This window comes from Gardnerella sp. KA00243, assembly GCF_049244105.1.
Classification (GTDB): Bacteria; Actinomycetota; Actinomycetes; order Actinomycetales; family Bifidobacteriaceae; genus Bifidobacterium; species Bifidobacterium leopoldii.
The window spans coordinates 1,422,426-1,436,252 of record NZ_CP058375.1 but is presented as its reverse complement, the minus strand read 5'-3'; the positions used below and the strand labels follow the sequence as shown (position 1 = coordinate 1,436,252).

General features: G+C 46.5%; 11 protein-coding genes. 4 read left to right on the top strand and 7 right to left on the bottom strand.

Translation table 11 applies throughout. From position 1 onward, the window contains the following. The first annotated feature begins 24 nt into the window (after positions 1-24). From pgm to rpiA, 3 genes are all read left to right on the top strand, one after another. Entirely contained in the window at positions 25-1,698 is a 1,674-nt protein-coding gene (gene pgm, locus HXT50_RS05650) for a phosphoglucomutase (alpha-D-glucose-1,6-bisphosphate-dependent) (RefSeq protein WP_004105434.1), read from the top strand. A gap of 34 nt (positions 1,699-1,732) precedes the next feature. After that, positions 1,733-2,839 carry a ribonuclease H family protein gene (locus tag HXT50_RS05645; RefSeq protein ID WP_174191491.1) on the top strand — a complete coding sequence of 369 codons (1,107 nt, stop codon included), beginning with the start codon at positions 1,733-1,735 and terminating at the stop codon, positions 2,837-2,839. Between the two features lie 388 nt (positions 2,840-3,227). Continuing rightward, the gene (gene rpiA, locus HXT50_RS05640) at positions 3,228-3,926 is read left to right on the top strand and encodes a ribose-5-phosphate isomerase RpiA (RefSeq protein WP_004105437.1); all 699 of its coding nucleotides are present in this window, start codon (positions 3,228-3,230) and stop codon (positions 3,924-3,926) included. Between the two features lie 136 nt (positions 3,927-4,062). Here rpiA and HXT50_RS05635 read toward each other — a convergent pair whose 3' ends face one another. Both HXT50_RS05635 and HXT50_RS05630 read right to left on the bottom strand, forming a co-directional pair. After that, positions 4,063-4,152 carry a 30S ribosomal protein bS22 gene (locus HXT50_RS05635; protein WP_004268639.1) on the bottom strand — a complete coding sequence of 30 codons (90 nt, stop codon included), beginning with the start codon at positions 4,150-4,152 and terminating at the stop codon, positions 4,063-4,065. 103 nt (positions 4,153-4,255) lie between these two features. Beyond that, positions 4,256-4,912 (bottom strand): hypothetical protein, encoded by a 657-nt coding sequence (locus tag HXT50_RS05630; protein ID WP_004109607.1) that lies wholly within the window; start codon positions 4,910-4,912, stop codon positions 4,256-4,258. A gap of 107 nt (positions 4,913-5,019) precedes the next feature. Between HXT50_RS05630 and radA the strand changes: the two genes are divergently transcribed. Continuing rightward, positions 5,020-6,507, top strand: a complete 1,488-nt coding sequence (radA, locus tag HXT50_RS05625) for a DNA repair protein RadA (RefSeq protein ID WP_004574079.1) — start codon at positions 5,020-5,022, stop codon at positions 6,505-6,507. A 59-nt stretch (positions 6,508-6,566) separates the two neighbouring features. Here the strand turns inward: radA and ribF are convergent, their stop codons facing one another. From ribF to nusA, 5 genes are all read right to left on the bottom strand, one after another. Further along, entirely contained in the window at positions 6,567-7,811 is a 1,245-nt protein-coding gene (gene ribF, locus HXT50_RS05620; protein ID WP_004105442.1) for a bifunctional riboflavin kinase/FMN adenylyltransferase, read from the bottom strand. A 61-nt stretch (positions 7,812-7,872) separates the two neighbouring features. Further along, positions 7,873-8,976, bottom strand: coding sequence for a tRNA pseudouridine(55) synthase TruB (gene truB / locus HXT50_RS05615; protein ID WP_004105445.1), 1,104 nt, complete (start codon positions 8,974-8,976; stop codon positions 7,873-7,875). Between the two features lie 48 nt (positions 8,977-9,024). Beyond that, positions 9,025-9,567 (bottom strand): 30S ribosome-binding factor RbfA, encoded by a 543-nt coding sequence (gene rbfA / locus HXT50_RS05610; RefSeq protein WP_004105446.1) that lies wholly within the window; start codon positions 9,565-9,567, stop codon positions 9,025-9,027. Positions 9,568-9,569: 2 nt separating this feature from the next. Then, positions 9,570-12,425: a translation initiation factor IF-2 gene (infB, locus tag HXT50_RS05605; RefSeq protein ID WP_004574081.1), complete on the bottom strand. Its 2,856-nt coding sequence runs from the start codon at positions 12,423-12,425 to the stop codon at positions 9,570-9,572. A gap of 319 nt (positions 12,426-12,744) precedes the next feature. Then, complete coding sequence (gene nusA, locus HXT50_RS05600; RefSeq protein ID WP_004105450.1) at positions 12,745-13,827, bottom strand: transcription termination factor NusA; 1,083 nt, start codon at positions 13,825-13,827, stop codon at positions 12,745-12,747.

Genomic DNA, 13,827 nt, shown 5'->3' with positions numbered 1-13,827 from the left:
AGCGCTGTGGCAAAATAAAAAATTATGGTAGCAAAAAATGCGGGAATGCCCGCCACCCCAGAAGATCTAGTCAACGTCGACGCTTTGGTTGGCGCTTACTATGATGAAGTTCCAAATTCCAACATTCCAGAACAGCGCGTGATTTTCGGTACGTCCGGTCACCGTGGTTCTGCTTTGAAAACTTCGTTTAACGAAGCTCATATTGTGGCAATTACGCAAGCTATTGCTGAATATCGTAAGAAAGCTGGCGTAACTGGTCCTCTTTATATTGGTCGCGATACGCACGCTCTTTCTGAGCCTGCTCAAAAAACCGCTATCGAGGTTTTGGTTGCTAACGGAGTTCACGTTCGCGTGGATTCTCGCGGCGACTTCGTGCCAACTCCTGTTGTTTCTCAGGCTATTTTGACTCATAATCGCGCAGCCGACGGCACTCAGCGTTTTAGCGGCGACGGCTTGGCTGACGGCATTGTCGTCACTCCTTCACACAACCCACCAACTGACGGTGGTTTTAAGTACGATCCTGTAACAGGCGGCCCTGCACCTGCGGAAGTAACTAACGCAATTGCAGCTCGTGCAAACGAATTGCTCGACAATTACAAGTCCGTAAAGCGCATACCTTTCGAGGAAGCAATCAAGTCTGATTTGGTTGAAGGCTTCGATTACCGCGAACACTACGTTAGCGATTTGGCAAACGTTATTGATTTCGATGTGATTCGCTCTAGCGGCGTGCGTTTGGGAATTGACCCACTCGGCGGCGCAAGCGTAAACTACTGGCCACTTATGAACGAAAAGTACGGTTTGAACATCGGCGTTGTGCGTCCAGAAGTTGATCCAACTTGGCGATTCATGACTATTGACCACGATGGCAAGATTCGTATGGATCCAAGCTCCCCTTACGCAATGAAGGGCTTAGTTGATCAGCTTAACGCTGGCGCTTGGGATAAGTACGATTTGGTTGGCGGCACCGATCCAGATGCTGACCGCCACGGTATTGTGTGCCCTAACTGGGGCGTTATGAACCCGAACCATTACATTGCGGTATGCGTGGAGTATTTGTTCGGCGGTGCTCGTCCGGATTGGCCAAAGAATACTGCTATCGGCAAGACGCTTGTGTCTTCTTCCTTGATCGACCGCGTGGCTGCTTCTATTAACGCAAAGCTTGTGGAAGTTCCAGTTGGATTCAAGTGGTTCGTTGACCCACTCTTTAGCGGCGAAGTTGCTTTCGGCGGAGAGGAAAGCTCCGGCATGAGCTTCTTGCGCAAAGATGGTCGCGTGTGGACCACCGATAAGGATGGTTTGATTCCTGATTTACTCGCTGCGGAAATTACTGCAAAGACTGGCAAGAACCCAGCTCAGCTTCACCAGGATCAGGTTGCTCGCTTTGGCGAAAGCTGGTATAAGCGCGTCGATACGCCGACAACTCTTGAGCAAAAGCAGAAGTTCGCAGCTTTGAGCGGCAGCGACGTTGAAGCAACTAAGCTTGCTGGCGAAGATATTACCGCAAAGCTTACGGAAGCTCCTGGAAACGGCGCAAAGATTGGCGGCTTGAAGGTGACGACTAAGAACAACTGGTTCGCTGCTCGCCCATCTGGTACCGAGAATATTTACAAGGTTTACGCAGAATCCTTCGTTTCTCCAGAAGCACTTGACAAGGTGCTTGAGGAAGCTACTGCTGTAGTCGACAAGGCTTTAGCGTAACGTAATAATCTTGCGTAAATAAAGAATCTACTAATTGCGCTGGTTGCAATCTGCAGCCGGCGCATTTTTGAAAGGTTTTGTCATGATTGTTGTTTCAACAGACGGTTCCGCGCTCGGAAACCCAAACGGTTCAATGGGTTGGGCGTGGGCAGATCACATTGACGAGTCTGGTAGCTCTAACGAACACCATCACACAGGCAATGCAGATGCTGGAGGCGCAACTAATGGCACAAATCAAATTGGCGAATTATGCGCAGTTTTGGAAGCTTTACGAGCACATCCTGGAAGTGAGCCGCTCACAATCGAAAGTGATTCACAATACGCTATAAACTGCGCAACTACGTGGATTCACGGATGGAAAAAGAACGGTTGGAAAAACTCTAAAAATGAACCTGTTAAAAATGCCGAGCTGATTCGAGCAATCGACGCGGAAATTACTAAGCGCGAAGGCGCCGTAAAATTCGTGTGGGTTAAGGGTCACGCAGGAAACGAAGGAAACGAAAAAGTTGATACACTAGCGCGCGGATATGCGGAAGATTGCCGAAATGGTTTGAAGGACGGATACTTGCCTTTAGAAGGCTGGAAGTCGCTTCTTGCTTCTGAATATGCAAAAGGTACGAATGTGCCAAGTGATGCGAAAATGCTTTTAGATGGCAAAATTTCCAATGCAGAATATCATCTTGAACGCACAGTTGGCGAAGATATTAATCCTGATTTTTCTGCACAAAATAGTAAAAATGCTAGTGATCTAACTGAATCTGTAAATGAATCAGCACGCAAACAAGCGCAAGAAGCAGCATGTGAAACGAAGCCTGAACAAATGCGTGAAACAAAGCGTGAAACGTTAGAAAATAGCGAAAAAGATGCACTATCAATAGAAAATAAACAAGATATGCACCAGCAAGACGCTATAACTATTGTTCAAGAAGTTCCAAAAACAGAGCAAAATGTTACGCAAACTACATCTAAACCAGTTCAAGGATTAAGTGTTTCTGGCGTGCTGCAGTTTACTCCCCCGCCAAACACAAGCCCAAGCTTTAACGGCGAGGCGCGTTTTATTTCCGGCACAATCAACGTAAGCGGCTACGTAGAGCCCGACGGCACCTTGCATTTATCTCCAACTGCCTTCTACCTTTCATAGCTATTTTTGCAATTCGTTTAGTGTCGCGCTCCAAACGAGGGCGCGACGACCTGCTTTCGCGCAGCATTGCGCGCGCGAAAGCAACTCGGAGCGTGAGCTTGCTCAAGTTGAAAGCACAGTGTGCTTTCAGCGCAAGCTCAGTAGCGAGCGCGTTAACCGCGCGAGCGTCCTTCGTTCAGTGCGAAAAATCTCAAATCTCTACCACACGAATATCCCGTGAATGAATGACGACGCAACTAAGATGCACATAGCCCTAAAAATCTTGGCAAAGGTTAATATGGAAATGTACGAAAATGAGGCACGCATAAAAACACAAAGCCTCTCCCGCAAATAGCGATGGAAGTTCATCGGCGAACTCGGGAATAACAAAAACAAGAAAGCAGGGATAATGGATAAAGCACAACAAGATGCGCTTAAAAAAGCAGCAGGCATTGAAGCCGCAAAGATTGTAAAGAATGGAATGATGGTTGGTCTTGGCACCGGCTCTACAGTGCGCTTCTTGGTTGACGAGCTTGGCCGCAGAGTTAAGGAAGAAGGCTTAAGCTTCACAGGAGTCACCACTTCTCGTCGCACACAAGAGCAAGCAGAAGGCTACGGCATTAAGATTCTCGACATTAACGAAGTGGATCACATTGACGTTACAATCGATGGTTCTGACGAAGTTGACAAGAATTTCAACGGAATTAAAGGCGGCGGCGCAGCTCTTCTTTGGGAAAAGATTGTAGCTATTAATTCCGACCGCATCGTGTGGATTGTTGACGCAAGTAAGGTAGTCGACACGATTGGCAAGTTCCCACTTCCTGTTGAGGTGATTCCGTTTGGCTCCGCGCAGGTGATTCGTAAGTTCGAAAAGCGCGGATATAAGCCAGTTTTGCGTCTTGATGCTGACGGCAAGGAAGTGCGCACCGACGAGAACAACTTCGTGGTTGATTTGCATATGGAGCGCATTGAGCATCCGCAGGAGTTGGCGAAAGATTTGATTGAAACTGTTGGCGTTGTGGAACACGGCTTGTTCTTGAACATGGTTGACACGGTGATTGTCGGCGATCCAAACGGTCCTCGCACGCTTACAAACCCAAATAAGTAGCGAAACTAATCGAAAAGTAGAGTCCGCAAACGCGGGCTCTACTTTTTTGTATATAAAAAGCGCCGGAAAAACCGACGCTTCAAAAAAGTCTTACGTGCCTAAACGTTCAGACACGCATCAACGCATAGTAAGAAAATTACTTGCGCTGGTGACGAGTCTTACGCAGCAGTTTGCGGTGCTTCTTCTTGCTCATCCGCTTGCGGCGCTTCTTGATGACAGAACCCATCTGAAGCCTCCATTCCTATGTAAAGTGTGCAACTTGCCTAATGTTACACCGTTTTAACGACTTTGTGGAGTGATATTACAAAGAACATCATTTTTTACAACATTTACATTGGGAATCTGTGATAAAAACGCTCTACTGCTTGCTTTGCGCCGTTCACTTCAAAAACAGCGGTATCGTTCTGCCACAATGCACTAGCCTGTGATTTATCATTTTCATCATTTCGCAACACATAGCTACCGGAAGTCTTACCAGAAACTTGAATTTTTCCACTTGCGATATCAGAACCCTTAAGTCCATCAACTAACGCTTCATACTGCTTGTTCGCAGAATCGCGATTCGACCATTGAGCAACAGTTACAGACACTTCCCCATCTGGCTGACCAGTTGAGTACTTAACAGAATATTCCTCCAAAGGCGACGATTCAGTCCAAGTTGCACTAGGTATAGCGTCAACACGAGCGAAATCAAGTACGCTATCAGGCATAGCCTTAAGCAATGCCGTAGAAGATGCTGGCAAAGGTTTCGATGGTATAGAAGGCGTTTTAGGCATTACCATATGATTTTTGCTCGCAACATTTTCGTGATTCAATGCCCAACCTGGCCACATAAATGCTGAAATTAGAGCCAAAACCACAATTACTGCAGCTGAAGTCAACACAACTAATAACTTGCTGTGTGATGAATTATTGACACTTGAGGAATTCATATTCAACGCACCCATCTTTGAAGCATTCATACTTGAAGCATTCGATTTCGACATACTTGCATTATGTCACATCGCGATGACGCTTTTAGTACGCAAAAGCGCTTTACAATCAAAAACAAATACAAAATATGATTGTCTAATAAAGCGTATAGCGTCGAGATATGGCTAGTAAATCTACTCTTCACTATTTATGCTCCGAATGCGGTTGGAGTGGCTCAAAATGGTACGGTCGCTGCCCTGAATGTGGCGAATGGGGCACAGTGAACGAGTTTAGAGAAGCGCGAGTTAGCGGATTATCTCGTACAACACGTGCATCACGCGCAACAACAGCATCGCGCGCATGTTCACCAGATAACATAACTACTTCTAATCGCAATATCGCACATTCAACTCTCGATTCAGCAACATCCGCGCAACCAATTAGCGAAATTCAAGCAGACGACGCAATGCGCATCCACACTGGTTTTAGCGAATTCGATCGAGTATTAGGCGGAGGACTTGTGCCAGGCTCCGTAACTCTTATAGCAGGAGAGCCAGGTATCGGAAAATCAACACTACTTCTAAAAACTGCAGCTTACGTATCTAAACAATCAAAAGAAAGCAACACTCCCCCTGTATTGTATATTTCCGGCGAGGAATCAGCAGCACAAGTTAAATTGCGCGCGTCTAGAATTAACGCTGTAAACGATTATTTATTACTTGCAACAACAGGCGATCTTGACACTGTACTAGATCTTATTGAAACACATCACCCTACGCTTGCTATTGTCGATTCTGCACAAACGATTTCCGCACAAGAAGTAGATGGTATTACAGGCGGTTCTACACAAGTTAGAGAAGTTGCGAGCGCACTTATCGACGTTGCTAAAGCTAACAATATTCCGATACTTTTAGTTGGGCACGTTACAAAAGATGGTTCAATAGCAGGGCCGCGTACGCTTGAACATTTAGTAGACACAGTATGTCAATTTGAGGGCGATACACAAACAGCGCTACGCATGCTAAGAGCTGTAAAGAATCGCTTTGGACCTACAGACGAAGTTGGCTGCTTCGATATGAGCGGTGAAGGAATTGAGGAAGTGCCGGATCCTTCCGGACTGTTTTTGTCTTCTACAGAAAACAATAATCAAGGTAAAAATGCGCAAGATGGCACAAACGACGGAACTTGCGTCACTTTTACACTTGAAGGACACAGAAGCCTGCCGATTGAAATACAAGCACTTGTAACACAATCGGCTCTGCCCACTCCTCGCCGTGCAGTTTCTGGTGTTGATTCTAACCGTCTTGCAATGCTTACAGCAGTTTTGTATCGTCACGGACGCGTTAATTTGCTTGCAAAAGATTTGTACGTATCTACTATTGCAGGAGCGTTGGCAAAGGAGCCGTCTTGCGACTTGGCAATCGTAGCAGCTTTAGCTAGCGCTGCTGCCGGGAAAGCAGTAACTCCTAAAACTTGCGCAATTGGCGAGATGAGCTTAACCGGTCAAGTTCGCCCAGTGCCAAGAATAGAGCCGCGATTGCGCGAGGCTGCGCGAATAGGATATAGGCGCGCAATAGTTTGCCATATGCGGAAAAGCGTTAGTATTCCAGGATTAGAAATTATTGAAGTTAGCACAGTGCGAGAAGCGTTAAAAGCACTTGGGCTATGAGCTAAACGCAGCTAGCAAAAATAATCGCAACTAAAAACCACTAAGCGCAAATATCAAAATCAGACTTCAGCTTCAGCATCTGTAATCTCGCGCACTTGCTCAACATTAGCTTTGAGCATATCTTTTAGCGCGTCAACTGAATCAAAAGCCTGTTGCGGACGCAAGAAACTAGCAAACTCAATGCAAACGCGATGCCCGTACAAGTCTTTCCAATCGTCGAACAATCCGTAAGCTTCAACAGTGCGCTCTGCATCTTCTTCGCCATCTTTATTAAATGTTGGCTTAGTTCCAATAGAAATCGCAGCAGGCCAACGCCACGGAGAATGAACGCCTAAATGAAGCTCATCACGACGCAAAACACTCACATCTGGAACAGCATTTTTCGATGGTCTGACATCGTTCTTATTGTCAGCATCTAAATCAACAACCCAACCTGCATACACGCCATCAACTGGCACATAGCCTTCAATTTTTTCGCCAAGATTTACTGTTGGGAATCCAATCTCGCGCCCACGCTCGTCTCCATGAACTACTGTTCCTTCAACGCGATGCGGCTGATCCAAAATTTCACGCGCTTCTTTGACTCGACCAGTAGCCAACATCCAGCGCACATTTGTAGAACTCCAAGCACGCACTTTCTTATTTGGCATGCTCTTACTCCAAGCACGATATTCAGCTTTATTCATGCCCTCAGAAGGATCTTTAGGATCTCCAGGCTCCTGTGGAACTTCACGAACAATAGGATCAGGCACGCGAACGTCATCTGGACCCAAATCCTCTACTTCAATAAGCTCAAAAACTCCAGTTGCTTGAGACAACTCACGAATTGCTTTGATATCACCAGCACGACGAGCACCAAGCGCAGCATCAGAGCCAAGAACTAATGCTCGCATACCAAGCTTTCCAACGAGCTGACCTAAGAAGAAACGGTACGATTTTGCAGCAAAAGCAAGGCTGTAGCGCACAATCACAACATGATCAACATCCAACTGTGACATCACGCGCAAACGTTGACGCACGCTTGTAAGAGCATCCGGATCGTCCGGAAGTTTAGAATTAACGTCGCCAAAATCATCGTATAAATCAGGATTAGCATGCACTACGCTTGGACGCGGATCAAACATAATCACTACTGAAAACGCTCCATGACGATGCGCAAGATCCACAGTACGACGAATAACCTCGCGATGACCTTTGTGCATACCGTCGAATACGCCAATGGTAACAACCGCTTTACGCTCTGCACTTAGCGTTGGCCAATTAATCATGCCGTTGGCATCTGGTCGAATGTCGATGACCTTCATGATATCCTTACTATCCGCGTTCAAGCATTACTCAAGCAAACTACGCAAAATACGCAATTCGTTATTTTAAATACTTATCTAGTTTACCAGTCTTCTCGCTTGCCGGAAATACCACAATTGGTTTGATTTGATTACTTTTTATATTTTTTGTCAATTCAACTACTGCAACAACGTCACATTCCTCAGTATTTGCGTTTGAAACGTACGCTATTGCAGGATAATTTTCGTAATTTATGCCAGATTTAAGCTCAATCCAGCGCCCAAAACGTAAGTCTTTAGCTTGATTCTCATCAATGCTTAAAGTTGGAAGCGAATGCGAAGCTGCATCCATCATATTTAAGCAAATTTTAGGAAGCATATTATTTGCGTCAAAATCGTCACTAGGAACTGCTTTTGAGCGATGCTGCAATACTCCATTGCGATCAGTAAATTCTCGCATTTGCGAGCGAAGTTTAAGAACTCGCGAATCAGTAACCGAAAAATCACCAACGCTAGTGCGACGAAGCTGAGTAAGATGTCCACCAACTCCTAGTAAGCGACCTAAATCACGAGCTAAAGCGCGAATATATGTTCCACTACTGCAAGAAACTTTTGCAGATATATCGCATACGAGTTTCCCACTCACTCCCCTAGTAATTCGAGGATTGCTCACTGAAAAATCACTAACAAATATCTCTCTAGGAGCAATCTCTACTGATTTTCCTTCGCGCGCTAAATCATAAGCGCGTTGACCATTAATTTTAATAGCAGAAAAAGCAGTAGGAGCTTGCATAATTTTGCCTACTAAATTTTCGCTAACAACTTGCTTAATTCGCTCAAAAGACAGTGACTTTTCAAAAGACATGTCTTTATTAGCAACGTGAACCCCCGGACCTATATTTAATGCGTCATTCGGAAGAATTTCACCTTCTGCATCATCAGTAGTAGTTGCTTCTCCTAAGCGGATTACTGCTTCATAGGTTTTATTGTGCCCCAACATGTAATTTAAAAGTCGCGTTGCATTGCCAAAACCTATGATTAGCAATCCTGTTGCCATAGGATCAAGCGTTCCTGCGTGCCCAACTCGCTTTGTATGCAACAAATGACGAGCGCATGCAACAATATCGTGACTTGTAACACCTTGCGGCTTATCTACAAGCAGTAATCCTGAATCTGGTATGCACATAAGTTAAATCTAGCTACTATACGATTCACATTGAGTTTGCTTTGAGATTTAATTGTTGTCAGACGATTCAGACATGTCTTCAAAGTCGCCCTCTTCAAAGTCATCGTCGTCGTCAAAATCGTCGTCGTCATCGAAATCATCGTCAGATTCTTCAACTTCGCGCGGCTTCTTATACGGATCGACATCGCCAGCATACTTAGCATTTTCACGCAACTTAGCTAATTCTTCATCACGATGACGAGCTGCAACAAGAATATCCTCAATTTCGTGCGCTTCAGACGGCACTTCGTCATAAATGAATTGCAATTGAGGAGTCAAACGCAATCCAGCTTTTGCACCGACCAAAGAGCGCAGTCGACCGTGAGCCTGCTGCAAAGCTTGTGCTGCACGCTGACGCTCGCCCTGCTCTTTGCCTTCGTGACCAAGTTGAGTCCAGTAAACCTTTGCAATTTGCAAATCGTTCGTAACACGCACTTCCGTAATAGTCACACTCGCCAAACGCTTATCATGCAAATGCGATTCCATATTGGAAGCGATTACGCGCTGAATTAATGCTGCAATACGTGCAGCTCTAGGATTCGTTCCTGCCATAATTACTTGCGCTCAATCTGCTTCATTTCAAAGGTTTCGATTATATCGCCAAGCTCAATGTCATTAAAGCTGCCGAGATTAATACCAGCTTCGTAACCTTCGCTAACGGATTGCACGTCATCCTTAAACCTACGCAAGCTGGAAATCTCCAAGTCGTTGACTGTAGCAACGCCGTCGCGCAAAATACGGCACTTCGTACCGCGCTTGACTTCGCCATCTTGAACCATAACACCAGCAATATTGCCGAACTTGGAAGAACGGAAGATTTCGCGAATCTCAGAGTGAGAAGTGACAACCTCTTCAAATTCTGGCTTAAGCATACCCTTCAAAGCAGCTTCGATATCTTCGATTGCCTTGTAAATAACCGAGTAGTACTTAACTTCCACGCCTTCGCGTTCAGCCAAATCAGCAACTTGACGGTTTGGACGCACGTTGAAGCCAATAATCACAGCCTTATCGACAGTTGCCAAGTTCACATCATTCTGAGTAATTGCACCAACACCGCGGTGAATAACCTGGATGCCAACTTCCTCAGAGACCTCAATCTTCATCAAGGAATCTTCCAAAGCTTCAACAGAACCAGAAGAATCGCCCTTAATAACGATGTTCAGCATGTCAACTTCAGACTTAGCGAACTGTTCCTTAAGGCTTTCAAGAGACACAACCTTGCGGCGCTTAGCAAGCTGAGCTGCACGCTCTGTAGCTGCGCGCTTTTCAGCAATTTGACGAGCAGAACGATCGTCCGAAGTAACCAAGAACAAGTCGCCAGCGGTTGGAACAGAAGTCAAACCAAGCACCTGAACAGGAGTGGAAGGAGCCGCATCCTGCAAATGCTTGCCGTTCTCGTCGAGCATAGCGCGCACACGACCATAAGAAGTGCCAGCAACGATAGAATCACCGACGTGAAGAGTACCTTGCTGCACAAGAACAGTAGCAACAGCACCACGACCCTTATCGAGTCGAGCTTCGATAGTTGCACCGCGAGCATCCATATTTGGATTTGCTTTAGGATCAAGCTCAGCGTCAGCAGTCAACAACACAGCTTCAAGAAGCTTATCGACGTTCGTGCCCTGCTTTGCAGAAATATCCACGAACATGGTGTCTCCACCGTAATCTTCAGCAACTAAACCGTATTCTGTAAGCTGACCGCGAACCTTATCTGGGTTAGCACCTTCAACATCAATCTTGTTCACAGCCACAACAATTGGCACATGAGCAGCTTGAGCGTGGTTAATAGCTTCAACAGTCTGAGGCATCACGCCGTCGTCTGCTGCAACAACAAGAATTGCAACGTCTGTAAGCTCAGCACCGCGAGCACGCATAGCAGTAAACGCTTCGTGGCCTGGAGTATCGAGGAACGTAATCTTACGAGGCTTTCCTTCAAGATTTACAGTTACTTGATAAGCACCGATGCGCTGAGTAATGCCACCTGCTTCGCGATCGATAACATTCGACTTACGAATGGTATCAAGCAAGCGAGTTTTACCGTGATCGACGTGACCCATAACTGTTACTACAGGCGGACGAGACTGCAAATCGTCATCTTCTTGCAGCTCTTCTTCGTCCAAATCGATGTCAAACTGCTGCAAAAGCTCTTTATCTTCTTCTTCAGCAGAAACAATGCTGATATTCCAGCCGATTTCTTCACCCAAAATTTGGAATGTCGACTCATCCAAAGATTGTGTAGCTGTTGCCATCTCACCCAAGTGGAAGAGAACAGTTACCAAAGCTGCTGGATTTACATCGATCTTTTCTGCCAAATCAGAAAGAGTTGCGCCTTGACGCAAGCGAATCGTAGCGCCGTTACCAGAAGGAATACGCACACCGCCAATCACTGGTGCTTTAAGCTCTTCGTATTCACGACGTTTCGCCAAGCGATTCTTACGAGCCTTAGAAGATTTACCACCTTGACGACCGAATGCACCTGCAGCTCCTGCACGACCGCGACCGCCACCACGCGATGGACCACCATTAGGTGCGCCCGCTGCAGCAGCCTGGAAGCTAGCTCCTTGAGACGCAAAACGAGATTCTGCAGATGGGCGAGAAGATGCAGCAGAGCCTGCACCTGCGCCACCTTGACCGCGACGCTGACCCGACCACTGCGATGAGCGTGCGCCACCTTGACCAGAGCGACCGCCACGTGAGCGACCACCGCGTTCTGCACGTTCACCACGCGAACCTTGAGCTCCAGAGCCACCTTGACCCGGACGACCACCGCGGCCATTTTCAGCGCCAGGACGAGACATCGGATGAGGACGTGGAATATCTCCAGGTGTAGGAGCACGCATACCTTGCTTACGGCTAAACGGATTATTACCAGGACGTGGAGCAGATGCGCCTGCACCTTGTGCATTCTGGTGCGGACGAGGGCGAGGAGGCATCTGTGAACGATCTGAGTGAGATTGACCTTGAGCTTGCTGTCGCGATTCGCCGCGATTATCATTGCGGCGATCATTTTTTCTATTTTCGCCGGCAGACGCATTAGAACGCGAAGTATTGTTTGAACGAGTATGATTTGCACCCGGCTTTGGAGCAAAATGAGAAGCTGTGTTATGCACAGGCTGGTTAGCAGAAGAGCCAGCTACAGAATCACTGTGTGACGAATCTTTAGCTTGAGGTTTAACCTGCGGCTTAGCTTGAGGCTTAGCTTTTGGCGCAGCAGGCTTACTTGCACTAGATGCCTTTTCGGACTTATTTCCGTCAGATGCTAACGCTGTTTGCAAACGACGGACTACTGGAGCCTCAACTGTTGAAGAAGCAGACTTAACAAATTCGCCCATGCTCTTCAAACGCTCCAACACGGTTTTACTGTCTACACCAAATTCTTTGGCCAGTTCATACACGCGCTTTTTAACCACTCAGTGTTCTCCTCTGTCTGTGGCAGCGCTAGTACACGCGACCACTTTACATTATTGCGAGCTTATTATTTATTATCGTGCGATATATCATCGTGCGACCATGATCTTATACCTCGTCTCCCGCCGGACGATGGCGATTGCCTTTCGCCCAGATTCCAGCTTTTAGCATACTCGAAACGTTGGATTGGCTCGAGTGTCGCTAAATGCCACGCGAGAGACTACTTTATTTGCACACCACTAGCAAAATAAACAATCAAGAAGTGCTAAACATTGCGGAAATATCAACCTAAAAAATATTTAGCACTTCTCAATTAACAATCTATTCAGCAGCAGATGCGTTATTATTCAAATCAACTGAAGCAGGCTGAGCATTTTGTGCTTGAGCTGCAGCAACCTTCTTAGCATGCTCTTCCGCAGACTCAATACCAATCTTCCAACCAGTCAACTTTGCAGCCAAACGAGCGTTCTGACCTTCTTTACCAATAGCAAGAGAAAGCTGAGCATCATGAATAAAAGCAACTGCAGTTTGATTCTTTTCACTCACTACTTGCACTTGTGTAGCAGTAGCAGGCGAAAGAGCAGCAGCAACAAACTTTGCTGGATCAGACGACCAATCCACAATATCAATCTTCTCTTGACCCAAGTTTTCCATTACAGCACGCACGCGTGAACCGCCAGGACCAATTAAAGCACCCTTTGGATTCACACCTTCAGTATTAGCTCTAACAGCAATCTTTGTGCGAGCACCGGCTTCGCGCGCAATCGACATAATAGAAACTGCTCCAGAAACAAGTTCCGGCACTTCTCGCTCAAAAAGACGACGAACTAATTCAGGATGTGAACGTGAAACAACAATTTCTGGACCACGCAGACCGCGAGCAACATTTACAACATATACGCGAATACGCTCGCCATGGCGGTAACGTTCACCTGGAACCTGCTCGCGACGCGGCAAAATAGCTTCAACGTCTCCAACAGCAACGTGGATGTTAGTGTTATCTTTTGCGTCTTGTTGAATGATGCCGTTAATAAGCTTGCCTTTTTGACCAGAAAACGCACCAAATACGCGGTCATCTTCAGCTTTACGGAAAATTTGACTAATAACTTGACGAGCCGTCGCAGCAGCTAAACGACCAAAATCACGCGGAGTATCGTCATACTCCTCTCCCAGCGTTGGGGCTGGATACGGGTTATCTTCAGTAGGTTTACCAGGAATTTCATCCCTAGCCCACACAGTGAACGAACCTGCACGTTCGTCCAATTCAACTCGCACATGCTTTGCAGGATGAGCGGTTTTCATATACGCAAGACGCAAGGCCTCGGCGAGCGCCTCGTCCAGCTCCTCGGCATTAATCCCCTGCTGTGCCGCAAGCTGATGCATTCCCGCCAAATCCAATTCCAT

Excerpts from the sequence above, each read along its gene's own strand:
- radA (WP_004574079.1), top strand. The coding sequence starts at position 5,020 with ATGGCTAGTAAATCTACTCTTCACTATTTATGCTCCGAATGCGGTTGG.
- rbfA (WP_004105446.1), bottom strand. The coding sequence starts at position 9,567 with ATGGCAGGAACGAATCCTAGAGCTGCACGTATTGCAGCATTAATTCAG.
- pgm (WP_004105434.1), top strand. The coding sequence starts at position 25 with ATGGTAGCAAAAAATGCGGGAATGCCCGCCACCCCAGAAGATCTAGTC.
- ribF (WP_004105442.1), bottom strand. The coding sequence starts at position 7,811 with ATGAAGGTCATCGACATTCGACCAGATGCCAACGGCATGATTAATTGG.
- rpiA (WP_004105437.1), top strand. The coding sequence starts at position 3,228 with ATGGATAAAGCACAACAAGATGCGCTTAAAAAAGCAGCAGGCATTGAA.
- truB (WP_004105445.1), bottom strand. The coding sequence starts at position 8,976 with ATGTGCATACCAGATTCAGGATTACTGCTTGTAGATAAGCCGCAAGGT.
- HXT50_RS05630 (WP_004109607.1), bottom strand. The coding sequence starts at position 4,912 with ATGTCGAAATCGAATGCTTCAAGTATGAATGCTTCAAAGATGGGTGCG.
- nusA (WP_004105450.1), bottom strand. The coding sequence starts at position 13,827 with ATGGAATTGGATTTGGCGGGAATGCATCAGCTTGCGGCACAGCAGGGG.
- HXT50_RS05635 (WP_004268639.1), bottom strand. The coding sequence starts at position 4,152 with ATGGGTTCTGTCATCAAGAAGCGCCGCAAGCGGATGAGCAAGAAGAAG.